Source organism: Actinomyces sp. ICM47, assembly GCF_905369875.1.
Classification (GTDB): Bacteria; Actinomycetota; Actinomycetes; order Actinomycetales; family Actinomycetaceae; genus Pauljensenia.
In genome coordinates this window covers 1-25,095 of record NZ_CAJPJE010000019.1, presented here as the reverse complement: position 1 = coordinate 25,095, position 25,095 = coordinate 1, and the positions used below count along the sequence as shown (strand labels likewise).

Below are 25,095 nucleotides of genomic sequence, written 5' to 3'. Positions count from 1 at the left end.
CTACTTGACGGCGGGAGTGAAGCCAGCCTCACTGAGGAGGGCCTGGCCTTCGGGGGACAGCACCAGGTCGATCCACTTCTGCCCGTAGTCCTTCTTCGTGGAGGTACTCACGAGCGCGATCGGGTACTCGTTGACGGCCTCGTCAGCACCCTGAATGTCGACGGTGTCGACGGCATCGCCCTCGGCCAGGGCATCGGACTTGTAGACGATGCCGGCGTCGGCCTGGCCGGAGGATACCTTGCCGCGCACGTCGGTGACGGCCTGTTCCTCGGAGACGGGGTGCAGGGTCACGCCGAGCTTCTCGGTGAGGGTCTTGGTGAGCTTGCCGCAGGGGACCTCGGGCGCGCAGATGACCAACTTAACGCCGTCGAGCGAGGAGTCGAGACCGGTGATGCCCGCCGGGTTACCGGGCGTCGTAATGAGGGTGAGGCTGTTAGACGCGAAGAGGGTCTGGTCGTCGACCTGGGAGGCGTCGGCGGCCTTCTTCATGGTGGACTCATTCGCGGTGGCCAGAACATCGACGTCTGCACCCTCGCCGAGCTGGGTGACCAGGTCCTGCGACCCGGCGAAGTTGAAGCGGACATCGACGTCCGGGTAGGCCGCCTCAAAAGAGGATTCGAGTTCCTCGAAGGTCTCGGTCAGCGAGGCGGCGGCGTAGACGTTGAGAACGACCTCGCGGGAGGGGACCGTTGCGTTGTCGGACGAGGCCGTGGAATCAGCAGCAGGGGTAGAGCCGGAGGTGCAGGCGGCCAAGGCCAGGGCGGCAGCACCCACGAGGGGGAGGAAGCGGAGGGAACGCACAGGGATCTCCTTTTGAGAGGGGATTGAACGCGATAAATCTAACAAGCGCGATGCGGCCAGGCAACAGGCTGCCGCGACAGTAATCTGCCGACGCTGAACGCCTTCATTTTCAAGGAAAATACCCCTACCTATTAAATTTGCTCTCACCCCGCTTAAAAAGACTCACGGGAGATCGCCGACCTCCGATCCACCACACGAACAGCACCCGGAGCGCACAAGCCAGCAATTGCCTCGGCCCCACCGGACATAAAACGCGCCCACACCCCGTGCCCTCATCGCCCTCTCACACCCATGAAAGGGACTAGGATCACACTCATACGTAACCACTTCTCGGAGGACACCATGCCCACATCCGTCGACTACGACCTGAGCCAGATCAACGCCCACATCATCGCCTACTCGGACCGCATCCAGCGCGGCACGAAGGAGGATCGGGCGACCCCCGCATGCGTTGGAGCGCTGACTACGGCAGGCCTGGACCAGGTGACGATGGCCGCGATCCCCGAGAGCGCCGACGTCCTCGACACGGAAATCCGCGAGGCACTCGCCGCTGGCGCGCGTTTCATCCTGATCCTGGGGGGCTCAGGCTTCGGCGTGGGCAACTATGCGCCCGAAGTCGTCCGCTCGATCATCGAGGTCGAGATCCCCGGCATCGCCGAGCAGATCCGCGCCCATGGCCTGACCAACACTCCCCTGTCGGGCCTGTCCCGAGAGGTCGTCGGCGTGACCGCGCGCGACTCCTCGGGGGCGCTCATCATCTCCTCCCCCGGCTCACACGGCGGCGCGCTCGACACCCTCGAGGTGGTCACACCCCTACTGCCCGCGATCTTCCACCAGCTCGACGAGCAGCGCTGACTCTCCCAAGCAGCAAGAAACGAGGCCTCGGCTCGTTAGTGTCCGGGGGCGGCGGCAAGGCCTGGCCGGGCTTCGAGATCGATCACTCCGAGCCGAAGGCTCGCGTGTGGCGATCTCGCGGGCGGGCCGCCGCCCCCCGGACACCAGAAACGAACGAGGCCGCGGCGTATGCCGCGGCCTCGTCGTTGTCGGAAGGTCAGCCCTTGCGTCGACGCAGGAACACAGCACCACCTGCGAGGACGACGAGCGCGCCGCCTCCGGCGATGAACCACCACAGGCTAGGGATGGGCGTCGCCGAGGAACTCGAGGACGCGGTCGTGACGACCGTGACGTTGCCGTCCGCGTCCTTCTGTTCAATGAGCGCCCCGGTGGCGTCGAAGTGGTACGAGATGCTGTCAACATCGACCCACTGGTCGACTACGGCTGAGGCGGAATTGTTGAAGTAGTAGCGGTTGCCGGAGGGGCCGTCCCACCAGCCGGTTGTCGCGGCGGGGCGACCCGCCTTGAACCACCAGGCGCGCGGGGTCTCGGATTCGTATTCGTGGCCCCACTCGGAGTTGGAGACGCCGTCGTAGGTAATGCCGTCCCCACTGAACTCACAGATCAGCGCGGGGACTTTAATGGAGTCCCAGATGTCGCCCATTGGGAACCACTTGGTGTCGCCGTGGAGGACCAGGAAGGACAGGCGGTCGGGACTGTCGTCGGACATGCCGGTCTGGATGATCGCGCCGGGGTGGAGTTTTTGCATGAAGGGGATGGAGTTGGAGGATTCAGCGCCGTGGTGGCCGGCCTTGAGCATGTCGACCTCGCCGACCTCATCGGCGATGCGGTCCTCGAAGCCGTTGGGGGTCTCCCAGTCGGATTCGGTGCTCATGAGGTCGGCGGCCAGGAAAGCGGTGTGCCCGTTGGCGGTGACCTTCGTCCCCCAGCCCATGAGGTTCGCGTCGGTGGTACCACGCGTCTTGTAGTACTCGTCCGCATCGAAGGGGATCATCTGGATGTCGGCCCCGCCGAGCGCGATGTGCGTGTTGTAGCCGTCGAGGCGCTGAATGAAGGTCGCACCGTAGCTGTCGACCGCCCAGTTTGCGGCGGTCACGAGGTGATCGTAGACGTACTGGTTGTCCCATAGGGAGTTGTCGTCGGTGATCCATTCGTCGGAGTATTCGGGGCTGAGGATGACCTTGGGCCGGTACTTGTAGATGATGTCGTCTGCGTTGGCGATGTGGTCGGAGTGGGCGTGGGTGCCCAGGTAGAACGCCACGTTGGTGTCGTTGACTCCCTGGTCGTCGAGGTATTGCAGGAGCCAGTCGGTGGTGGAGGCGGCAGCAATCGCGATGCCGGTGCGCACGGGGTAGCGCGGGTCGGAGCCGTCGGGCAGGTCCGCGTCTTCACCGCCGTCGATGATGCCATACCAGCCGCCGCTCTCGACGAGGATCGCGTCGGAGGATCCGGAGGAGAGGACGAAAATCTTCGTCTGCTCGCTTGTGCTGGGCGTGAAGGTGAGGGTGGAGGCGCTCACGGTCGAGGCCTCGACGGACTTCGCGTTCGCCAGCGGGATCGTGGTGCCAGGCACCCACGGACCGGACTGGGTGCCGCTCTGAGCGCCGCTTTGGGTGTCGTCGGCGCGGGCGGCCGGGGCGCTCACCAGGGTCAGGGACGAGGCCGTGGCCGCCACTGTGGCAAGCGCGAGGAGGACGGTGCGGCGGGTGCGTGACGACATCGGAGGGACCTTTCGCGCGGGATTTTTGTGTGTAGAATACCGCGCAAAGCGCCGCCCACCTGCGTCAATACGCGGTGCTTCGTGAGAGTTCTTTACAAGTTCTGCGGGGAAAGTCAGGAGGCGTAGGCGGCCCAGCGGCCGTTTTATTCAGCGCGTCGTGACGACAACTGGTCGAGCCATGCGATCAATTCGGGCATGTCGGTCCAGGGGGCCTCATCCCACGCCGTGGCCCCCTTCTCAAAGCTTGCCCGTCGATGCTTTACCCGCGAGCAAGCCGCGTCGGTTCCCTCGATAAACCACTGAGGAATCTCCATTGCTTTCTCATAAGCTCCCCGTTCCCACTTACTGAGGAGTTCCTCAACGACAGCACTTGCGGTCCGGCTCGAACAGACGTCCGCACAGTGGTAGACGAACCACGCCTCAATACAGGGATTCGACAGTTCCACTGCGCGGAGATACCCACTGACCCCAGCCAACCAGTTCTCCAGATCATGAATATGGGGGCGTTATCATCCACGTCGCAGACGATCCAGGCTCCAGCAGCACCATCACGCCCAACATCATCAGCCTTCCGCTTGATACTGACGATGAGATTCTTCAGCGACGACTTGTCTCGATTGCGACAGAAATCGAAGGCGAAAGCTCCCCGATAGCGCCACTGGTTGAGCGCCTTCAGGTATTCCCTCTCCGTTGCCCCCTCGACGGCGAGAATAACAACTGGCCGAGGGGCCCTATCGAAGGATTTCCCTCGTTTTCCCCGAGAGGAGTGCCTCGTCGGCGCCTGCTTCTTCTTACCCATGACGCCCCCTAGATCCGTGGGACGCCACCGAGGCGACCCGACATGTATATCCGCGGTAGGTCACTGCCCTTTCGAAGCACGTCGGAAGGAAAGTCAGTCAGCCGCGTCAATTCAGACCGGTGTTCGTTCTTCTCGACCAGCCAAATCTCATCGCGCCGCAGCAGGTCGGCACGCAGGAGGTGGAGCTCGTGCGTCGTAAAGATCAGCTGACGCTTCTCGCCCGGCCCCGATGAGTCAAGGAACAGCCGAAGCAGCTCCTCCGTCAGCTTGGGATGAAGAGAATCTTCGAGTTCGTCGATCAGGTAAACCCCCGAGTGCTGGCTTTTTCCCGCCCAGTACAGGATGGGCAATAGATTCAGGTAACGAATGCTCCCATCGGATTCCTGCTCGAGAGGAAGACGAAACTCGTGAGCACCGTCCTTATGGACGGTCACGAGGCGCTCGTACACGACGTCACCATCATCACCGAGCCGAGCACGAAAAACAGCCCCGCTTTCAGCAGTAAGGTATGCTTCGGAGGTCTTGTCGGTCAGCTGATCTTCGATCTCTTCGAGAACCTTGTCTTGTGCCGGAACCTTGTCCCGAGGAACGCTCGTGTAGCAAATACCTGAAATACCGGTGTCGGCAACCGTCAACCCCTGCCCGACGGCAGCACGAAATGCATCATCGTGGGCAATCTGCTGAGGCATGAGGATGTAGCGCGCGCCTCTCCCCACAATGGTGAGGCGTTTAAACCAGTCGATGACAGAACCCAGCAGGCTGCTCTCATCGTCGACCAAAGCCGCATTGAAGCAGGTCTCGAGGAACAGACGATTGGGCTGGACTGTCTTCGAGGCAGCATCGAGCGACGAATCATCTTCCAGATCACCATAAAGAGCGATGTCCTGCCCCTGGCGCACGAAGACCGCCTCCTCGTCTTCCGAGCGCAGGCGGTAGAGGACTTCCTCGACGATTGCATCCGCATTGAAGGCTACCTCGTAGTAGACGATGGCCTTTCGATCCGACGTCGCATCCTGTACATCGAGGACGATTTCGACGCCAATGACGCTGGGCCTGTTGTCACCGAAGAGAAGGTGCGGGTGATAGTGCAGGCGTTGCCCACGCTTACGCGGCTCGCGCAGCATGACCTGCAGGTGGGCGAGAGCATCGAGGAGAGTAGATTTCCCCGCCGCATTCGCGCCGTAGATTGCCGCAACGGGCAGGACACGGGACTTTCCGTCACGATAGAGAGTCCCACCGTAGCGACTCTCCTTCCCCGCAATCATCGTAAAATCAACCGGCTCAGAAAAGGACTTCCAGTTGTCGAGGTGAAGGACCCGCAGCATCGCACTCTCTCTTTCCGAATTAGATGTAAAAATTCTACATCTTCTCAGGAATGAATTCCGGGTGCTCTACACCACCCAGCCCTTTGAACAATCACCACACCACGGAAAATGCCACATATAAGCGTCGTCCGGCCGTTTCCATGTGCGGCCGGGCAGTACCCAGGCAGGATATTCGCGAAGAGTTCCTCGATCTGTCAGGAGGCGTAGCCCACCCAGCGGCCCGAGGAATCGAAGGTCGATCGACGCCCGTCAATGACCTGCATGCCGGTGACCATGGCACCGGAGCCACCCATGTAATACCAAGCACCGGCGACCTTGGTCCAGCCCGTGCTCATCGCACCGTTTCCACTCATGTAGTACCAGTTACTTCCGGAGTTCAACCAGCCGGTGTGCATGACGCCCGAGGCGGAGGAGAAGTACCAGGAGGAGCCATCCTGGAACCATCCGGTGGTCATTGCGCCGCTGCTAGAGAGGTAGTACCAGTCGCCGCCGCTACGCAGCCACCCCGTCACCATAGCCCCACTGCCTGACAGGTAGTACCAGGCCCCGTCATTGTGCAGCCACCCGGTAGACATTGCTCCGGAGGATCCAAGGTAGTACCAGCGATCATCGATGTGAACCCAGCCCGTGCGCATCGCGCCCGTGTGCGGATCCATGTAATACCAGGTGCCATGATCGAGCAGCCATCCGGTGGTCATTCGTCCATTGCTCAGGTAGTACCAGGAGCCGGAATTCCACATCCAGCCGCTTCCGGCGAGATGGCCGGACGCCTCAATGTAGTACCAGTCAGTTCCGTCATGAATCCACTCGGAGCTTGCCATCGCACCGGTGGCACCCATCCAGTACCAGGAACCACGGTCGTACACCCACGCCGACGCCTCGGCGGAGGGTTTGCCCGCGAAGTAGTACCAGTACCCGGAACGCCCCTGCCACCAGCCAGAAGTCGCCGAGGGGCGCGCCCCCTTGAACCACCAGGCGCGCGGAGTGACCCCACCATATTCATGCCCCCAGGACGCAGCAGAGAGGTCGTTGTAGGAAATTCCGGAGGAGGTGAAGGTGGCGACGATGGCGGGGATAGAACCCGCCGACCACAGATCCAGGGTCGGTGCCCACGACGTATCCCCATGAATAACGCTGTCCGTGAGGCTGTCGGGAGTGAACCACTTGGGACCCGTCTGGACGATCATGGAGGGGCTGAGTGTCTCCATGAATGGCGGGAAGTTCGAGCTCGCCATTCCATGGTGCCCGGCTTTCAGCAGGTCGACGTGCCCGACGATGGGGGCGATGCGGTCCTCGTAGCCGCCGCGAGCCTCGAGGTCCGCAGCCAGGTACGCGGAATGACCGAACGCGTTCACCTTCGCGGTGTAGGCGATGAGATTCGCATCGCGGACGCCAACTTTCTTGTAGTTTTCGTCCGGATCCACGGGAATCAGTTGGACATCCATATCGCCCAGCTGGATGTGCGTGTCGTCGTCGTTGACGTGCTGAATGATGGTTGCACCGTACGCAGATGCGGCCCAACGCGCGGCGGTCATCATGTTGTCGTAGCACCATTGGTTGTCCCACAGACGCGATTTGTCGGTGATCCAGTCGTCGGAGTATTCGGGGGTTAGGATCGCCTGGGGATGAAACGCGTAGATGATGTCGTCTGCGTTGTCGATATGGTCGGAGTGCGCGTGCGTACCCAGATAGAACACCAGGTTTGACGAGGTGACGCCGTTGCGCCTCAGATAGCCGAGGACCCAGTCGGTGTCACCCTTGGCCGCGCCTTCGATTCCGTCCCGCCACGGGTAGCGCGGGTCGGAGCCGTCGGGCGCGCCGACGCCTTCGCCGCCGTCGATCATGGCGAAGACGCCGCGCGATTCGAGGAGGATCGCATCCGCTGCCCCCGCCGTTGAGAGGATATGAATGCGTGTCGGCCCGCTCGTGCCGGGGAACGTCAGGACCTGGGCGCTTCCCCCTTCCTCCGCCCTCTCCTCGGACGAGGCCGTGGCCGCGTCAGCAGTATCAGCATCGCGGGCGCTCGTCTGGTCCACGGCAGCAGAGCCGCTCTGGGCTTCCTCCTCGGATCTTGACACCTGCGAGTCGGCAATGCTGGAATCGCTCTGCGCCCCCTGCTCGTCAACAGGGGCCGCGAGGGCGGCCGGAGCATAGGAAGTGGCAACGATTCCTGATACTATGGTCAGTCCGAGTCGCTGCCACAGATGACCGTGACGAAGATTCATGAGTGCACCTGGATGGGATGAGAGGCCTTGACACTTACTCTCTAAACCTATAGCCACTCAGGCATTACTGACAAATCATCAGCCGAGGCGAGACTCCCACCAGGCCCGGTCCTCGGGCGTATCGACATCCCGGCACACGTCGACGCTCACATCCACCCGCTCAAGCGTCAGGGCACGCAAAACCCGGCGCACCCCCATACCGCGCACGCTCCCATGACGCGCCACGGCCTCGTCGATAGCACGGCGCAGCGCCCCGGCACGGTAGACACCCATGAGGTACTGGTCGAATGGCTCGGGATCGCCGCCGCGCAGGATGCGCCCGTCGCACGCGATACCCAGGGGTTCGGTCAGGAGGCAGCGCAGAACGTCCGCAATGCCGGGGCAGTCCACGGACACGACGATCACCCAGCAATCTGCGCCCACGGACAGCGCCGCTAAGCCCGCGTCGATCCCCGCCAGAGGACCACCGCCCGGTGGATCCTCAAGGGTGCACGCCACACCGGAGGGGACGCGCACAGAGGGCGGAACGATAGCAACGACGCCAGCATCAGCAACTTCACCCAAAGCACAGCACACGCGGTCGACGAGTCGCACTCCACCGAACACAAGGTCCGGCTTCGAGACGCCTCCCAGGCGCTCACCGCCCCCACCGCCAACAACCATCGCCGCCAGACGCGCGCATGGCACGCCCACGCCACACGACGAATCTACGCCACTCACTCCCACGGCGCGAAGGTCAGCACGTCCGTGCGCTGCGTCGTCGCGTCCACCATCAGGACGCGACCAATGAGAGGCTCACCGAAGCCCACCAGCATCTTGATAGCCTCAGTCGCCATGGCGGTGCCCGCCTGACCGACGACCGGCCCCAAAACACCCACCTGAGTCGAGGCCGGAGTCGTTCCCGGGGCAGGCTGCACCGGGTGCAGACTCCGCAGCGTCAGGGACGGCACGGGAGCAGGAGCCGCGGACCAGAAGACACTGACCTGATAGGCCATGCGCACGACCGTCCCCCACACGAGGGGCACGCCCGAATCCGCGCAGTAGTCCGCCACCAGATACTTCGCGTCGAAATTATCCGTGCACTCCACGATCAAATCCCACTCGCGGCCATGCTCGTCCAGCCACTGACGCGTCACATGCCCAAAGCGCTCGAATTGAACCGACGAGTTGAGTCCACTGAGATGACGCACGGCTGAATTCGGCTTCGGAACCCCCACGTCACCCTCACCATGCAACAGCTGACGCTGTAGGTTCGACACCTCAACGACGTCGGAGTCACAGATACCAATCTGTACCGATGCCCGCCGCCGTCAGGTACAGCAGGACGGGCGAACCCAGGCCTCCCGCACCCACGACAAGCACGCGAGAAGCAGCCAAGCGCGCCTGGCCCGCCTCACCGATACCTGATACCAGCCAATTGCGCCGGAAACGTTCCAGCGCCAGATCCCCGGCCTCGTACCTCACAGGCGCACAGTGCAGCGGAACCGCGACAGAACGCCCCGAAACCGCAGCGTCACGCGCGTACGGATCACCGATCGTCATCGCTTACAGACCCGACCAGTTGTGGGAACCATCGGTCAGCTCCTGCTTCTTCCAGATCGGTAGCTTCGCCTTGACGTCCTCAACAATGCCCTCCACCGCTCGGAAGGCCTGCGCGCGGTGCTCGGCAGCCACGGCCACAACCATCGCGTCCTCGCCAATTTTGAGGTGACCAACGCGGTGCCACGCAACAATGCGATGCACCCCGGGACGATCCGCGAACTCGGAGACAATCTCACGCAAAATCTGAGACGACGACGGATGCGACGAATACTCGATCGCTTCCACGCTCTCTCCCCCGTCATGATTGCGCACGACGCCGATAAAAGACGCCACCGCGCCGCACGTGTCGCGGCGCGCGCTATCGATCAGTGAACTCGAGTCGAGAGGGTCGTCAGTAATACCTGTTGCAATCTCTGCTGACATGAGATCCTCCAAGAACGGGAGATGATTACTTTTATTTTACACGGAATCGGCCAGGACTTTATAAAACTCCTGGCCGATCCACACAAATGACTCGAAACTCTCACCCACCGGCAAAAGGCGGCAGCACGTCGACGCGTACTCCGGGCATGAGTTCGGTATCCAAACGAGCCGAGCGCTCGTTCACCAGGAAGCTCGACACTTCGAGTATGCGGCCCAGAGCCGGGTTCTCCTCGCCGAGGTGCGCGATCAGCTCGCCGAGCGTCGCAGGCGTCTCTGTGGCAGGAAGCTCGCACATATAGCCGCCAGCGGCCTCCGCCGCGCCACCAAAGAAGTGCACGGTCGTCGACAGTGGTTTCGGATTCGGCTCATTGACCGGACGGAGATACACCGTCAGACGCAGCGGGTTCATCGGGTCAACCTCCACCGACCAGCTCGCCATGCCCGTCGCCGTGCGCTCAAAAATGCGCTCGACGATACCACGACGCAGCTCGAGGGCCAGGTCATCGGGGGCACCGGGTTCCGTGAATGGGCAGGCCGTCAACACGACCGCCATTGGATCGCTCTCGTGCGGCACCGACGCAAAACCCATCGCGTTCATGAACAGGCGCACCTTACCCAGGTGTCCCGCGATGTTGAAGTTTTCGCGCGCGACGCGGCGGGTAGCATGGCTATGATCCGGCACCGACATGGTCTCCAGTGCGGCGTCCGCCCAGCGCGCGCCGATTTCGCGCACCGAAGCCGCTGGATCCACAGCGTCCGCGCGCAACCACGCCAGCAGCGATGAAGTCAGCTGGTGGAGCATCTGCGCCGCAAACGACGGGTCGGCGGGGGTCGTCGTCGAATAGCCGAGCGCCGGACGACCGCGCCCCGACGAGGGAAGCTGCTGCTTCTCCACAAGGCCCACGCCAAACAAGCCCTCCAGGGTTTCGCGCACACTCGACACGTGCAGGCCGGCCTCCTGAGCTAGCTCAGCGACGGTCACGGGTGCCGCGTGCTGCGAAATGCGCTCCAACAGCGCGTGCTGGGCGGGCGTCAGGGCAGCCATCGCCTCAAGCGTTTCTGCCAGCGTCCGAGAATGGGAGGTGTCAGTCATGCCTATCCTCTCTCCCTTTTAATCAGCGGAAATCCGCTCTGCGTGAATCTCCGTACGGCATTAGCAGCATTACATTACTTATAAACAGGAAGTAATTTTACCCAGCTTGTCGCCGTATCCGCACGGTCAATTCCAATGAACGGGACCATTTGAAGGGATCCTTGCACACAATTGGCTCGCGGGCACCGACGCCCACGATATACAGCGTGGGGCGAGCCATCGCCCGCCCCACGCTACCGCCTGGCCCGCCGCGGCCTCGTCATTCGAGGCCGCGGTAGGAAAGCACGAACTCAGTCCGACATACCGCCACGCGTGATCGCGTGCGTGCGGCGCTCGTCGCGCGACCGGTAGACCACCGGGGGACGCGCCACGTAGCCGACCGGCACACTCACCGCGTGCACGAGGCGGGTGAACGGCCACACGCAGAAGAGCAGTAGGCCGGCGACGATGTGCAGCTTGAAGCTCAGGGGCACGTCAACCATCAGGTGCGCCTGCGGGTGAAGGTAGAAGATCGAGCGGAACCAGACGGAGATCGTCTCGCGGTAGTCATAGCCCTCGTGCCCGCCGAGCACCTGGTTCAGCAGCGTCGCCGCGCCGCCCAGGAGCACCGGGATACAGAGCATGACATAGGTGACGATGTCCATGCGGGTCGTCGCCACGCGCACCGACTTGTACACCACTCGACGATAGATCAGCATCGCGAGGCCGATGATTGTCATGATTCCGGCGATCGTGCCGGGGATCGTCGCCGTCAAGTGGTAGACGTGCTGGGGTACACCGGCGGCCTCGGTCCAGGTCTTCGGGACCACGAGGCCGAGGATGTGGCCCATGAACACGAAGAGAACACCAAAGTGGAACAGCGGCGATGCCCAGCGCAGAATGGTCGGCTCATTCCACTGCGAGGAACGAGACGTCCAGCCGTACTGGTCCGTCTTGTAGCGCCACGCGAGGCCCACGATGAGGATCGTGAAGGACACGTAGGGCAGGACCACCCACAGGGCAATGTCCAGGAAGGACAGCGACTGCGTCTCGGGTGCGGACGCGGCATGCAAAAGTGCGGATTCCATGAACGTTACCGTCCCATCGTTGTTTCGGAAGTCGGGGAGGGCGTGGCAGACAGATCGCCCACGCCCACCAGCTCGGTGGGCGGCCCCTGGCTAATGAGCTTACGGAAGCCCTCAATGGTCTTTTCGTCCGGCTCAGGCAGCGTCGCGACCAGCGCGTCCAGCAGCGGCGCGTACGGGGAGTCCGCGGCGCGCAGTGCCGTACGAATCACCTCGATACCCTCGCGGTTGGAGCGCAGCAGGCCCTCGGCCGTGCCCGTCTCGTCGAGGGCCGCGAACTCCAGGACCACCGGCAGGTGATCGGGCAACTCCTCGCGGTCCATCTCAAAACCGGCACGGCGCAGCACCTCCTTGAACGCCAGGATTGCCTGGCCGCGTCCGCGGGTGTCGCCGTGCGTGTAGTATGTCAGGCCGAGCGCGCAGCGGCGGCGCTGGTCGAACGTCTCGACGTAGGTGGTCTGCATGGTACGCAGGCCCGCGGCACGCGCGTAGCTCACGAACGAGGCCAAGGACGACGAGGCTGGCTCCGGCAGGTCCGCCAGAGCCTCCTCGACGGCGTTCAGCTTGGTCTCGAAGTCATCCCCCGGGTAGTCCAGGAGGAGCGAGACCGCCATGCGCACGCCGCGCGCGTCCTGCGGGTCCATCTCCGTTTCGGGAGCGGCCGTAGGAATGCGCGGAATGCCGACGAAAGTACTCATCGAACGACCTCAAGGGGGAGCATCTGGCGTCCCTCCGGCGACGAGCCACCCATTGGGCGGTTCGACGTGGCGGGGGCCAGGCCGTGGAAGGCCTCGACGTCGTAGGACACCGGGCAGCCCTCAAGCTCCTTGATGCCGCGCGGCATCTCGGGGTGGGCGGTCGGGATGACGAAGCGGTCGTCGTACTTGGCGATCGACAGCAGTCGGTACATCTCCTTGACCTTCTCCGGGGTCATGCCCACGGAGGCCGGGATCTCCTCGTTCGTCGGGTTGTCGACGAAGACGTCGCGCATGTAGGAGCGCATCGCGGCGAGGCGACGCAGCGCCAGCTCCACGGGAGCCGTGTCTCCGGCCGTGAACAGGCCGGCCAGGTACTCCATCGGGATGCGCATCTGCGAGATGGCGGACAGCAGGACCTTGTGGTCCTCGCCGTCACTGCCGGACGCGGTCACCTGGTCGACGACTGGAGAGAGCGGCGGCACGTACCAGACCATCGGCAGGGTGCGGAACTCGGGGTGCAGCGGCAGGGCGACCTCATACTCGGTGATGAGCTTCCAGATCGGGGACTGCTGGGCGGCCTTAATCCATGAGTGGGGAACGCCGTTGGCCTGGGCCTGGGCAATCACCTGCGGGTCATTCGGGTCGAGCAGGATCTCGCGCTGGGCGCGGTACAGGTCGCGCTCGTCCTCCTGGGACGCGGCCCAGGTGACGCGATCCGCGTCGTAGAGCAGCACGCCCAGGTAGCGCAGGCGGCCCACGCAGGTTTCCGAGCAGATGGTCGGCTGGCCGACCTCGAGGCGGGGGTAGCACAGCGTGCACTTCTCGGTCTTGCCCGTGTTGTGGTTGAAGTAGACCTTCTTGTAAGGGCAGGCCGACACGCACATGCGCCAGCCGCGGCACTGATCCTGGTCGACCAGGACGATGCCATCCTCGGTGCGCTTGTACATCGCGCCCGAGGGGCACGCCGACACGCAGGTCGGGTTCAGGCAGTGCTCGCAGATGCGAGGCAGGTAGAACATGTACGCGTCCTCGATGGTCTTGGCGACCTGGAGGTTCATCTGGTGCAGGACCGGGTCCTGATCCAGGGTCTCCATGGAGCCGCCGAGGTCATCGTCCCAGTTCGGGCCCCACTCGGGCTTGTCGATGTGCTCGCCCGTGATCTTGGACTTCGCGCGGGCCGTCGGGATCGCGCGGGAGTTCGCGGGCGCCTGGAGCAGCTTGTCGTACTCGTACGTCCACGGCTCGTAGTAGTCCTTCATGGTCGGCTGCGTCGGGTTCGCGAAGATCTTCGCGAGCGAGGCGACGCGTCCGCCCTGACGGGGAACGAGGCGGCCCGTGGCGGTACGCTTCCAGCCGCCCTTCCACTTCTTCTGGTCCTCCCAGCCGCGGGGGTAGCCCACGCCGGGACGGGTTTCGACGTTGTTGAACCAGATGTATTCGGTACCCTCGCGGTTCGTCCACACCTGCTTACAGGTGACGGAACAGGTGTGGCAGCCGATGCACTTGTCGAGGTTCATCACCATCGCGATCTGAGCCATGACCTTCATCAGAACTGCACCTCCTGGGAGCGGCGGCGGATAACCGTGACTTCGTCGCGGTTATTACCGGTGGGACCGTAGTAGTTGAACGCGTAGGCGAACTGCGCGTATCCGCCGGCCAGGTGGGTCGGCTTAATAAAGATTCGTGTCAGCGAGTTGTGCGTGCCGCCACGCTTGCCGGACCCCTCGTTCAGCGGGGTGTTGATCTGGCGATCCTGGGCGTGGTGCATGAACACCGTGCCCTCCGGGATGCGGTGGGAGACAACAGCGCGAGCCGACACGGTGCCGTTACGGTTCTTCGCCTCGATCCACTCGTTGTCGCGCACGCCGATCTTCTCAGCATCCTGGGGGCTCATCCACACCGTCTGGCCACCACGACCCAGCGTCAGCATGTACGGGTTGTCGTAGTACTGGGAGTGGATGGCCCACTTGTTGTGGATCGTCAGGTAGCGCACCGCGACCTCGGCCTGACCCGGTTGACCGGGACGGTGGTCGCCGACGGGACGCTCACCGTAGATGTGCGCCAGGTCGAGCGGCGGACGGAAGATCGGCAGGGACTCGCCCATGTCCATCATCCAGTCGTGGTCGACGTAGAACTGCGGGCGACCCGTGAGCGTGTGCCACGGCTTGCGGCACTCGACGTTCTGCACGAAGGCGCTGTAGCGGCGACCACCGTGCTCGGAACCCGACCACTCGGGGCTGGTGATGACGGACCGCGGCTGCAGGACGGTGTCCTGGTAGGTGATCTTCTTTTCCTCGTCACCCTCAGCCAGGAATGCCATGGGGTTACCGACGCGCTTTTCCAGCGTGCGGAAGCCCTGAACGGCCAGGGAGCCGTTCGTGGTGCCCGAGAAACGCATCGCCATGTTCGCCGCCTTGATCGCGGTGTCACACAGGGGCGCACCCTCACCGGCATTGCCGTCCATGGGGGCGCGACCGTTGAGGTCGCCGAGCTCGTTGAAGGCCTCCTGGACGTTGAACGCAACGCCCTTGGCGGCCAGGCCAGCCTTCGTCAGGAGCGGGCCCATGCGGTCGAACTTGTAGCCGACCTGCGTGTAGTCACGCTCGATCGGGACCAGCTTCGGCATGGTCTTGCCGGGCGTCCACGTCTGCTCGGGGACGACGCCGTTCGCCATGGTCATGGCGTCCGGGGAGTCGTGCCCCAGCGGGACCGCGACGACGTCCGTCTGCGTCCCCAGGTGGTTGGCGGCCAGGCGTCCCACGAGGTGTGCCAGCGTCTGGAACACCTCGAAGTCGGTGCGCGCCTCCCACGGCGGGTTCACGGCCTCGTCGAAGCAGTGCATGAAGGGGTGCATGTCCGTGGAGGACAGGTCGTGCTTCTCGTACCACGTGGCGGCGGGCAACACAACGTCGGAGTGCAGCGTCGTCGACGTGTTACGGAAGTCCGCCACCCACATGAGGTCGAGCTTGCCGGGGTGAGCGTCGCGCCAGTTGACGGTCTTGGGGCGGGCACCCTCGGGCAGCTCTTCCGCGTTGACTTCGTTGCCGGTGCCCAGCATGTGGCGGAGAAAGAACTCGGTGCCCTTCGCGGACGAACCAAGCAGGTTCGTACGCCAGTTCGCGAGGATCTTCGGAACGTTGTGGTGGGCGTCCGGGTCCTCGATCGCGAACTGAAGGCGGCCCTCGCGCAGCTCCCGGGAGACGTACTCGGCCGGGGCGATACCGGCCTCGGCGGCCTCGCGACCCAGCTGGGTCGAACCCTTGGAGAACGTCGGGTAGCAGGGCATCCAGCCGCGCTGGACGGACTCGACGAGCGTGTCGACCAGCTGTTTGCCGTCCAGGTGCGAGGACTTGATCGGGTTCGCCATCGCCGAGGCCGAGGCCCCGTCGTAGCGCCACTGGTCGGTGGTCATGTAGTACCAGCCGGTGGAGATCATCTGGCGCGGCGGACGCGCCCAGTCCAGGGCGAAGGTGAAGGAACCCCAGCCCATGATCGGGCGGACCTTCTCCTGACCCACGTAGTGGGCCCAGCCGCCACCGTTGCGGCCCTGGGTGCCACACATTTCCGTGAGCGCCAGGAACGTCCGATACATCTGGTCGGAGTGGTAGTAGTGGTTCGTGCCAGCGCCCATGAGAATCATGGAACGGCCCTGCGTCTCGACCGCGTTCTGCGCGAACTCGCGACCGATCTTGATGGCTGCTCCGGCGGGAACCGAGGTGAACTCCTCCTGCCACGCGGGGGTGCCCGGCGTGGAGGCGTCCATGTAGTCGGTGGGCCACTGGCCCGGCAGGCCCTCGCGCTCAACCGCGTAGTGAGCCAGCATGATGTCGTACACGGTCGTCACGAGGCGACCGTTGACGCGGCGCGCGGGGACGCCACGCAGGATGTAGCCGCCGCCGACCGAGGCCTGACCGTCGGCTGCCGGCAGGTCGAAGCGCGGCAGGGCGATCTCGACGGGCTCCCACTCGTTCGTGTCCATGATGGACATGACCGGCTCGACGCCATCGAGGTTGAGGTTCCAGTGACCGGCGCCCTCCTCGCCGAAGCGATCGGCGAGCGTACCGCCCGGATCCTTGACCGTGCCGTCGGCCTCGATGACGAGAGGACGGAACTCGTTGTTCTCGGTGCGCTCGGTCGTGCCTGCGGGCATCTTCGCGGCCGTGAGGAACTTACCGGGAACCAGCGTCGTCGCCTCGATACCCTCGTGGGCGCCCTCGCCGACCTCGCCGATCTGCACGAGGAACGGGCCGTCGGTGTAGCGCGTCATGTAATCCAGGAACATGGGCTCGCGCTTGCCGACGTGGAATTCCTTGAGGATGACGTGGCCCATGGCCTGCGCCAGGGCACCGTCCGTGCCGGGCTGGACGCGCAACCAGTCGTCCGCGAACTTCGTGTTGTCCGCGAAGTCCGGGGACACGACGACGACCTTTTGGCCGTGGTAGCGGGCCTCGGCCATGAAGTGCGCGTCGGGGGTACGGGTCAGCGGCAGGTTCGTGCCCCACATGATGAGGTACTGCGAGTTGAACCAGTCGCCGGCCTCCGGCACGTCGGTCTGGTCGCCGAACACCTGAGGCGAGGCCGGCGGGAGGTCCGCGTACCAGTCGTAGAAGGACAGCATGGTCGCGCCGATGAGTTCGTGGAAGCGGGCGCCCGCGCCGTAGGAGATCATCGACATGGCGGGGATCACCGAGAAGCCGGCAATGCGGTCCGGGCCGTACTGCTTGATCGTGTGCACGTAGGCGGAGGCGACGATCTCCATCGCCTCTTCCCAGGACACGCGGACCATGCCGCCGCGACCACGCTGCGACTTGTAGGCGCGTGCCTTCTCCGGATCCTCAACGACCGCAGCCCACGCGTCGACAGGATCGCCGAGGCGCTTCTTGGCCTCGCGGAACATGTCGAGGAGGACGCCGCGCACGTAGGGGTACTTGATGCGGGTCGGCGAGTACTCGTACCACGAGAACGCCGCGCCACGCGGGCAGCCGCGGGGCTCGTACTCGGGCATGTCAGCGCCGGTCGACGGGTAGTCAGTCTGCTGGGTTTCCCAGGTGATGACGCCGTCCTTGACGTAGATCTTCCACGAGCAGGAGCCCGTGCAGTTCACGCCGTGGGTGGAGCGCACGATCTTGTCGTAGCTCCAGCGGTCGCGGTAGAAGGAGTCGCCGTCGCGGCCGCCCTCGAGGAAGAGCTGGCGCGCGTCGGCGGATGCCTTGCCGCGACGCAGCCACGAGCCGAGTGCAAACAGGGTCGCGCCGGTCGCGGGCTTGACCTCACCGCCGTAAGCCGGGAAGGTCATATCGGAATCGAGATTCGTCATGGGGTGCTCCTAAGAGTCGAGTGACGAGGCAGTGGCAGGTCCGGTCGGCACCGCGCAGTGCCGGGTGGATCAGCCAGGGAACGGGGCGTTCTTGCGCGCGTACATGACCCAGCACAGGACCGAGCACAGGGCGCAGAAGATGGCGCATCCGAGGAAGAAGGCCCAGGCACCGCCAGTGCCGACCGCGGAGAGGGCGACGCCGACCAGGAAGGGGCCGAGGGATGCGATGGCGGAGGTGAAGCCGATGGCACCGCCAGCCTGGCGGGCCGGCATAATCATCGGCATCTGCTTGAAGGTACCGGCGTTACCGAAGCCGGAGAACAGGAACATGGTGAGCATGAGCGCCATGAAGATGTAGAAGTCGGTCCAACCGGTGGGGTTGTACAGAACCCAGGCGATACCGGCCAGCGTGATGGCCATGCCGACACCGGAGATAAAGGTCCAGATGGCGCCGCCCATGCGGTCGCAGAAGATGCCCCAGGACATGCGGATGATCGAGCCAATGAGGGGGCCGAGGAAGGCGAAGGTGGCACCCAGGACCGGCAGAGCAAGGGAGGACTCGCGGCCGAACTGGTTGTTGATGAGCAGGCCGAAGACGGCAGAGAAGCCGGAGAAGAGACCGAAGGTCATGACGTAGAGGATGGTCATGTACCAGGTGTTGGGGTTGGAGAAGATATCGAGCTGCTGCTTGATGTTGGCCTTGACGGGCACGTCGCGCAGCCAGATGAAGGCGAGGATCGCGGCAACAAGGCACCACGGAATGAAGAAGACCGCGGCGTTGTAGACCCAGATGTGCTCACCCGCGTGGTCGCCGCTGGCCTGCGTCTGCGGGGCCAGCCAGGTCATGCCGAAGAGGCCAAAGCCCATGAGGATGGGGCCAACCAGCTGGATGACGGACATACCGAGGTTACCGATGCCGCCCTGCAGGCCGAGCGCCGTGCCGGAGAGGCGCTTGGGGAAGAAGTAGCCGGTGGAGGGCATGTAGCCGGAGAACGCACCGCCGCCGATGCCACACATGAAGGCCAGGGTCAGCAGAACCCAGTAAGGGGTCGTGTTGTCCTGGACGACGTAGAACCAGCCGGCCATGGGCAGGATGCACAGCAGGGAGGTGATGCCCACGAGCTTGCGGGTGCCGATGAGCGGGGGCAGGAACATGTAGATGAGGCGCAGGATGCCGGCCGCGAGGCCGGGCAGAGCGGTGAGCCAGTACAGCTGCGACTTGTCCAGATTGAAGCCGAGGAGCGTCAGCTTCGGCGCGATGGCGCTGGGCAGAAACCACACGCAGAAGGCCAGGATCAGCGAGTAGGTCGTGATCCACAGCGTGCGCCATGCGAGCTTCGAGTCCCACGTGGACTCATCGTTGGGGTTCCAGTCAGTGAGCAGGTAGCGGCTCTTCTTAGCCGCAGGTTCGGTCGTGCTCATGGCTCTCCTCATCCGTGAAGGGAAATCCGGGCGCGGGCATGCGCCGGACAATCTTTAACACGGAGGCTACCAAGTGAAATAACAACCATCGCATCATCATTTTGTAACCTGCATCACCCCTGTGAAAACAAGGAAAAGTAGGGTTACCGCGCGGAATCACCGGATCGCCAATACTGCTATTAATCGCTGTTACAAAACATCGGCGTTATCAAATTAGCGGGAGGTTACCCACCAATACGGCTCATGGTGCGCGACGGGCGCGCAAAAGCATCAGTGTTGAGGCCGTGCGCGGCCGGCTTGACCCACATGGCATCGGCCCATCGCGCGGCAATCTGCGCATCGGAGCCACCCCCGCGCAGCAGATCGCGCAGCGATGTTTCCTCCGTAGAAAACAGGCAGGAACGCACCATGCCATCCGACGTCAGGCGCGTACGATCACAGGCATTGCAGAAAGGATCAGACACGGAGGCGATGACGCCGAGCCTCTTGGTCGGATCACCGTCAACAATCCAGCGCCCAGCCGGTGAGTGCGGATCCTCGCGCTGCGCGGGATCCAACGTGTGGCGAGTCCCCATGATGTGCAGAATCTCGTCCGCCGTCAGAATGTTCTGACGATCCCAGGTGTCCACCGGACCAATCGGCATCTGCTCGATCACACGCAGCTCGATGCCCCGATCCAGGCAGTAGTCAACCAGGTCGGGCAGGTCGGCCTCGTTCATGCCACGCAGCACGAGGGTGTTGACCTTGATCGGACTCAGGCCCGCGCGCGCGGCGGCCTCAATGCCCTCCAGGACGTCGCCCAGGCGATCACGCCTCGTAATCGCCGCGTAGTGCTCACGGTCCAGCGAGTCCAAGGAGATATTGACGCGGTCCAGACCCGCATCCCTCAATCCCTGGGCGCGCTTAGCCAGGCCCAGCGCATTCGTCGTCAGCGCCAGGTCAGGAGTCTGCCCTTCGTCGGTCCGAAGCTGGGAACACTCCGCGATAATCCCTTCGAGGCCTCGGCGCAACAGCGGTTCGCCGCCCGTGAATCGAACCTGACGGATACCCAGCCGCTCGACGCCGATGCGCACGAGGCGCACAACCTCCGCGTCGGTCAGCGTATCCTCAGTGGGCAGCCAGTCCAAACCCTCGGGGGGCATGCAGTACGAGCAGCGCAGATTACAGCGATCCGTCAAGGAAACGCGCAGGTCGCGGGCCACTCGACCGAAGGTGTCGACGAGCCGCAGCGGCGCCTCACATGCGGCCGCATGTGCCACCTGATCGGCGGATACAAACTCGACAGACATGGCGACACCCTACCGCTTTTTACCCGGTCTTCGCCCTTCGAAATAGGTCACGTCGCCCCGAAACTGCCCCCGACCTCATCGCCTGAGAGAAAACGAACAGTGGACAGCTCAGACGAAAACGCCGCCGCCGGGATAGCGTGAGTGCACGAGAACCCGAGCGAGGAGCACCATGCGCGCCGTCGTCATGCACGAACCCGGCAACGTCACCGTCGAAGAGACGCCGATGCCCACCATCCTGGAACCCACAGACGCCATCATCAAGCTGGCCGCCACGTGCATCTGCGGATCCGACCTGTGGCCCTACCGCGGTGCCCAACCTGTCCACGAACAGCGCATGGGCCACGAGTACGTCGGCACCGTCGTCGAGGTCGGATCCGCCGTCACCACCGTGCGCCCCGGCGATTTCGTCGTCGGTTCCTTCTGTATCTCCTGCGGCGAATGCCTCATCTGCCGTACCGGCTACCCCTCGCGCTGCGCGACCGCGGCCGCCCAGGGCGACGCCTTCGTCGGCATGCGCGCCGGCGGCACACAGGCCGAGTACGCCCGCATCGCCCTCGCAGACGGCACGCTTGTCAAGACACCCGGCATGCCCACACGCGAGCAGATCCCCTCACTCCTGGCAGCCTCCGACGTGCTCGGCACCGGCTGGTTCGCCGCCGACGAGGCCGGGGCAGGTCCCGGCACAACCATCGTCGTCGTGGGTGACGGTGCCGTGGGCCTGGGTGCAATCATCGGTGCCCGCCAGCTGGGTGCCTCCCGCATCATCGCCATGTCGCGCCACGCGAACCGACAGGCGCTGGCCTGCGAGTTCGGTGCGACCGACATCGTGGAGGAACGCGGTGAGGAAGGCATCGCCTGCGTGAAGGCACTGACCGGCGGCTTGGGGGCCGACGGCGTCGTGGAGGCCGTCGGCAATGAGGCGTCGTTCGACCAGGCGCTGGGCTGCGTGCGCCCCGGTGGGCACCTGTCCTTCGTGGGCGTTCCCCACGGCGTCTCCCTCGACATGAGCCGCATGTTCGACGCCGAGGTGCACATGTTCGGCGGACCCGCGCCCGTGCGCAAGTACCTGCCAACCCTCATCAACCTGATCATTCGCGACGTCATCAACCCCGGTGCGGTCTTCGACATGGTCCTGCCCCTCGACCGGGCCGCCGAAGGCTACGCCGCCATGGATGATCGCCGCGCCACGAAGGTCTTGCTGACCATCTGACGCTGCGCGCGTTACGGCCTCGACCGCTACCAGCGACAGCCCGCCCGGCCCACCCGGTCGCCCTACCCACCGGCCCGCAGCGGCCCGCCAACGGCCACCCGCGCCCGTACACTGGTGTTATGCATGATCCGACGCTGTCCACGATGGAGCACCGTGACCTGATTGAGGCGCTGGCGCTCAGCCACGTCCTGCCGCACGACACGCTGCCAGCCGAGGAGTGCCTGGACCGTCGGCTGGCCGTCGACCTCCACTCGCTGATTCCCCTGCCGCCGTTCACGAACTCGGCGATGGACGGCTTCGCCCTGCGCCGTGAGGATCTGGCGGGCGAAGGCCCCTGGTCACTGCCGGTCGTGGCTGACATCCCGGCGGGCGATACGCGCGAGCACCGCCTCGAGGCCGGTCAGGCGATGCGTATCATGACGGGCGCTCCCCTCCCCCAGGGCGCGGACACAGTCGTCAAGGTTGAGCACACGGACCACGCGGCCGGGGTTGCTCAGGCCCCCGCTTCCGTGGAGATTCGCGTCGCCCCGAAGCTGGGCGCGAACGTGCGCGTCAAGGGTGAGGCCCTCGAGGCAGGTTCCCTGGTCCTCGAGGCGGGCCGCCTCCTGGATGGGACTGCGCTGGCGGCCGCGATTTCGGTGGGCCACGGGACCCTTACGGTCCTGCCGCGCCCACGTGTCCTCGTGGTGACGACGGGAACGGAGCTCAGGCGTGCAGGCGAGGCACTGGAACGCGGCCAGATCCCCGACTCGAACGGCATTCTGCTGCGTGGCCTCGTGGAGGACGCGGGCGGGCGTGTTGTCGCTCACCTGCGCACGGGTGACACGCCGGAGGAGCTGCGCCGTGCCCTCAACGAAGCGCCCGACGCCGACCTGGTGATCACCGCGGGCGGTATTTCGGCGGGTGCCTACGAGGTGGTGCGCCTGACGCTGGGCACGGACGCGGGCTTCCATCATGTTGCCCAGCAGCCGGGCGGTCCGCAGGGCGTGGGGGCGACGCCGGTGGGCACACGCGGCCGCGAGACTCCGGTTATCTGCCTACCTGGCAATCCGGTGTCGGTGTTCACGACGTTCCACATGTATGTGGCGGGTGCGCTGGCGGTCATGTCGGGCCTCGTGCGCCCCGAGCGCGGAGCGACCGTCCCCTCCGCCGCGATGGCCCGCGCACGCGTGGGGTGGGAGTCGCCGGAGGGCAAGACTCAGTTCATCCCGGTTCGTTTCGTCGACGAGGCTGGGGCCGGTTCCGGGGACGAGGCCGGGGTCCGTTGGGTGGAGCCTGTGCACCCCCTGGGGTCGAAGTCGCACCTGGTGGCGTCCCTGGCGCACGCGCAGGGTATTGGCGTGGTAGTTCCGGAGTTCGGCGAGGTCGTGGCTGGCCAAGAGCTGGCCGTCGTCGCGCTGGTGGGTTGACGCGGCAGGCGACGAAGGGGCTACAGTCCCACGACGTGTGTGCCCCGATTGCCCCGCAATCAACGACGCACAACCCGCAATCTACATCTGGTAGTTGTCGTCATTGTGAAAGGAAACCTGTGAAGTTTACGCATTTGAACGACGAGGGTGCCGCCTACATGGTGGACGTGACCGCGAAGACCCCGACGGTGCGCCAGGCGAGCGCCGTGTGCCGCGTGGATTGTTCGCCCGAGGTCATGCAGGCGCTGCGCGACGGTACTGTCCCGAAGGGTGACGTGCTGGCGGTGGCTCGTGTGGCCGGTATTTCCGCGGCGAAGCGCGTCCCGGAGCTGCTACCCCTCGCGCACACGATTGGTGTGCACGGCTGCGCGGTGGACCTGAGTCTGGAGGACGATCACGTGGCGATCCGCGCGACTGTGCGCACGGCGGATCGCACGGGCGTGGAGATGGAGGCGTTGACGTCGGTGACGGTCGCGGCTCTCGCGATCGTGGACATGGTCAAGGGCGTGGACCGCTCCGCCCGCATCGCCGAGGCGAAGATTGTCGCAAAGTCGGGTGGCCGCAGCGGCGACTGGGTGCGCCCGGAGGACTGATCGCTGGGTTCTCACCGACGAGGCGTGGGCCACCCGGGCGTTCGCGCTCGCCGGGCGGTCGCCTCGTACGAGGGGCGTGCGGTTACGATCCCGCGCGGGCGCGGGTTCACGCACTCGCGAATTCCCCGCACGCAAAGAAGTGCGTGGAAGGGGTGCGCTCACGCGCGCGGGTGGTCTCCGTCGGCGAGCTGATCGATGATGTGGGCGACGAGCGGCCCGATGACGGCAACGGCGTCGGTGACGCCACCGCGGGAGCCGGGGGCGTTGACGACAAGCGTGCCCACGTCAGATCGCGCCGTGACGCCGACGAGGCCTCGTGACAGGGCGGCTGAGGCGACGTTTTCTTCGCCGCGGCGTCGGATAGCCTCGGCGAGTCCGTCGATGCGGGTGGCCAGGAGAGGCTCGGTGGCCTCGGGGGTGACGTCGCGAGGGGAGAGGCCGGTGCCGCCGGTTGTGAATACGAGGCGTGCGCCGGATGCGGCTGCGGACGTGATCGCGGCGCGGATGGCCTCGACCTCGTCGGGGATGACGGTGACGGAGGCTTCCACGCCATGCTCCGCGAGAAGGCGTGCGGCGAGGGGGCCGGAGAGGTCTTCAGCGGTGCCCGCGTGGCACCGGTCGGAGACGGTGATGACGCGCGCGGGGATCATGTCAGTGTCGGGCACTGCCGTCGCGGCGTGAGGAGCGGCGCGCGCGGATCCCGGAGATGACGGCGTCAACGTCGCTGAATTGGCGCGACGCGAGCTCGTAGTCGACGCGGCATGCTTCCTCTGGTTCGAAGGCCTGCGGCAGGGGGCGCTGCGTGCGCGTGGCGCTGCGCTGCTGGGCGCGCTGGGGGAACTGCGGCGGCGCGGGCGGCAAGGATTCGGCGACGACCTCGACGACCGGGGATGGGGGTTCGGGCAGGGCCGCGGCGTCGGGTCGCTTGGGCTGGGCGGGCGTGTAGATCCCGGAGGGCGCGACCGCGGTGGGGCGCACGTGCACGGGGCGGATCTTGGGCACGGACTTGGTGATGGGGCCGCGCGTGGCCTGGGGGGCCACGGCGGGCATGACGGGGGCGGCGCTGCGGTAGGGCGGCTGGGTCGTGGCGGCGGCGGCAGAGGCGGCTGCCGCGGCGGCTGCGGCTGCTACTGCTGCGGAGGCAGCTGCTGCGGCGGCTGCCTCGCCTGCGGCGATGTCGGCGGGAGTGTCGCTGCTGCCGGAGACGCGCTCGGAGAAAGGACGGCCGGCGCGGCGCGGGAACGGTGAAGCCGTGACTGCACGGCGGCCGGGGGGCGCGGGGGGGGGGACGACGGCGGGCAGGGCCGGGG

Annotated in this window: 19 protein-coding genes and 2 pseudogenes; 4 read left to right on the top strand and 17 right to left on the bottom strand. The window is 65.0% G+C overall.

The annotated features are described in order from the left end of the window. The gene (modA, locus tag QZ149_RS05475) at positions 1-801 is read right to left on the bottom strand and encodes a molybdate ABC transporter substrate-binding protein (protein WP_291450284.1); all 801 of its coding nucleotides are present in this window, start codon (positions 799-801) and stop codon (positions 1-3) included. Positions 802-1,143: 342 nt separating this feature from the next. Between modA and QZ149_RS05470 the strand changes: the two genes are divergently transcribed. Then, the gene (locus tag QZ149_RS05470) at positions 1,144-1,656 is read left to right on the top strand and encodes a molybdopterin-binding protein (RefSeq protein WP_291450282.1); all 513 of its coding nucleotides are present in this window, start codon (positions 1,144-1,146) and stop codon (positions 1,654-1,656) included. Positions 1,657-1,852: 196 nt separating this feature from the next. Here QZ149_RS05470 and QZ149_RS05465 read toward each other — a convergent pair whose 3' ends face one another. From QZ149_RS05465 to moaA, 14 genes and pseudogenes are all read right to left on the bottom strand, one after another. Further along, positions 1,853-3,376: a hypothetical protein gene (locus QZ149_RS05465; protein ID WP_291450281.1), complete on the bottom strand. Its 1,524-nt coding sequence runs from the start codon at positions 3,374-3,376 to the stop codon at positions 1,853-1,855. A gap of 143 nt (positions 3,377-3,519) precedes the next feature. Continuing rightward, positions 3,520-3,822 (bottom strand): RloB domain-containing protein, encoded by a 303-nt coding sequence (locus QZ149_RS10010; RefSeq protein WP_366488261.1) that lies wholly within the window; start codon positions 3,820-3,822, stop codon positions 3,520-3,522. Positions 3,823-4,183: 361 nt separating this feature from the next. Further along, the gene (locus QZ149_RS05460) at positions 4,184-5,500 is read right to left on the bottom strand and encodes an ATP-binding protein (RefSeq protein ID WP_291450278.1); all 1,317 of its coding nucleotides are present in this window, start codon (positions 5,498-5,500) and stop codon (positions 4,184-4,186) included. 194 nt (positions 5,501-5,694) lie between these two features. Further along, positions 5,695-7,725 (bottom strand): MBL fold metallo-hydrolase, encoded by a 2,031-nt coding sequence (locus tag QZ149_RS05455; RefSeq protein WP_291450277.1) that lies wholly within the window; start codon positions 7,723-7,725, stop codon positions 5,695-5,697. Between the two features lie 78 nt (positions 7,726-7,803). Next, on the bottom strand, positions 7,804-8,418 hold the full coding sequence (locus tag QZ149_RS05450) for an NTP transferase domain-containing protein (protein ID WP_291450276.1): 615 nt from the start codon (positions 8,416-8,418) through the stop codon (positions 7,804-7,806). Positions 8,419-8,441: 23 nt separating this feature from the next. Next, positions 8,442-9,267, bottom strand: a pseudogene (locus QZ149_RS05445) (HesA/MoeB/ThiF family protein). 3 nt (positions 9,268-9,270) lie between these two features. Further along, positions 9,271-9,690: a molybdenum cofactor biosynthesis protein MoaE gene (locus QZ149_RS05435; RefSeq protein WP_291450271.1), complete on the bottom strand. Its 420-nt coding sequence runs from the start codon at positions 9,688-9,690 to the stop codon at positions 9,271-9,273. Positions 9,691-9,790: 100 nt separating this feature from the next. Then, complete coding sequence (locus tag QZ149_RS05430; RefSeq protein ID WP_291450269.1) at positions 9,791-10,783, bottom strand: MoaD/ThiS family protein; 993 nt, start codon at positions 10,781-10,783, stop codon at positions 9,791-9,793. A gap of 290 nt (positions 10,784-11,073) precedes the next feature. Next, positions 11,074-11,850 (bottom strand): respiratory nitrate reductase subunit gamma, encoded by a 777-nt coding sequence (gene narI / locus QZ149_RS05425; RefSeq protein WP_291450268.1) that lies wholly within the window; start codon positions 11,848-11,850, stop codon positions 11,074-11,076. 5 nt (positions 11,851-11,855) lie between these two features. Beyond that, positions 11,856-12,545 carry a nitrate reductase molybdenum cofactor assembly chaperone gene (gene narJ, locus QZ149_RS05420; protein WP_291450267.1) on the bottom strand — a complete coding sequence of 230 codons (690 nt, stop codon included), beginning with the start codon at positions 12,543-12,545 and terminating at the stop codon, positions 11,856-11,858. Beyond that, positions 12,542-14,092, bottom strand: a complete 1,551-nt coding sequence (gene narH, locus QZ149_RS05415) for a nitrate reductase subunit beta (protein ID WP_291450265.1) — start codon at positions 14,090-14,092, stop codon at positions 12,542-12,544. Before narH ends, narJ begins: the two co-directional genes overlap by 4 nt. Further along, positions 14,092-17,862, bottom strand: a complete 3,771-nt coding sequence (locus tag QZ149_RS05410) for a nitrate reductase subunit alpha (protein WP_291450264.1) — start codon at positions 17,860-17,862, stop codon at positions 14,092-14,094. Before QZ149_RS05410 ends, narH begins: the two co-directional genes overlap by 1 nt. Positions 17,863-17,931: 69 nt before the next feature. Then, positions 17,932-19,284 carry a nitrate/nitrite transporter gene (locus tag QZ149_RS05405; RefSeq protein ID WP_291450262.1) on the bottom strand — a complete coding sequence of 451 codons (1,353 nt, stop codon included), beginning with the start codon at positions 19,282-19,284 and terminating at the stop codon, positions 17,932-17,934. A gap of 224 nt (positions 19,285-19,508) precedes the next feature. Next, positions 19,509-20,573, bottom strand: a complete 1,065-nt coding sequence (gene moaA / locus QZ149_RS05400) for a GTP 3',8-cyclase MoaA (protein ID WP_291450260.1) — start codon at positions 20,571-20,573, stop codon at positions 19,509-19,511. A gap of 169 nt (positions 20,574-20,742) precedes the next feature. On the opposite strand from moaA, the gene QZ149_RS05395 reads away from it, so the two are divergent. The 3 genes from QZ149_RS05395 to moaC all read left to right on the top strand — a co-directional run bounded on the left by QZ149_RS05395 (position 20,743) and on the right by moaC (position 23,785). Further along, on the top strand, positions 20,743-21,783 hold the full coding sequence (locus QZ149_RS05395) for an alcohol dehydrogenase catalytic domain-containing protein (RefSeq protein WP_291450259.1): 1,041 nt from the start codon (positions 20,743-20,745) through the stop codon (positions 21,781-21,783). A gap of 119 nt (positions 21,784-21,902) precedes the next feature. Then, positions 21,903-23,192, top strand: coding sequence for a gephyrin-like molybdotransferase Glp (glp, locus tag QZ149_RS05390; RefSeq protein WP_291450257.1), 1,290 nt, complete (start codon positions 21,903-21,905; stop codon positions 23,190-23,192). A gap of 119 nt (positions 23,193-23,311) precedes the next feature. Beyond that, positions 23,312-23,785, top strand: a complete 474-nt coding sequence (gene moaC, locus QZ149_RS05385; RefSeq protein WP_009648503.1) for a cyclic pyranopterin monophosphate synthase MoaC — start codon at positions 23,312-23,314, stop codon at positions 23,783-23,785. A gap of 158 nt (positions 23,786-23,943) precedes the next feature. Here the strand turns inward: moaC and QZ149_RS05380 are convergent, their stop codons facing one another. Both QZ149_RS05380 and QZ149_RS05375 read right to left on the bottom strand, forming a co-directional pair. Then, positions 23,944-24,435 carry a MogA/MoaB family molybdenum cofactor biosynthesis protein gene (locus QZ149_RS05380; RefSeq protein WP_291450256.1) on the bottom strand — a complete coding sequence of 164 codons (492 nt, stop codon included), beginning with the start codon at positions 24,433-24,435 and terminating at the stop codon, positions 23,944-23,946. Position 24,436: 1 nt separating this feature from the next. Further along, positions 24,437-25,095 (bottom strand): annotated as a pseudogene (locus QZ149_RS05375) (tRNA-specific adenosine deaminase); the annotation flags it as partial.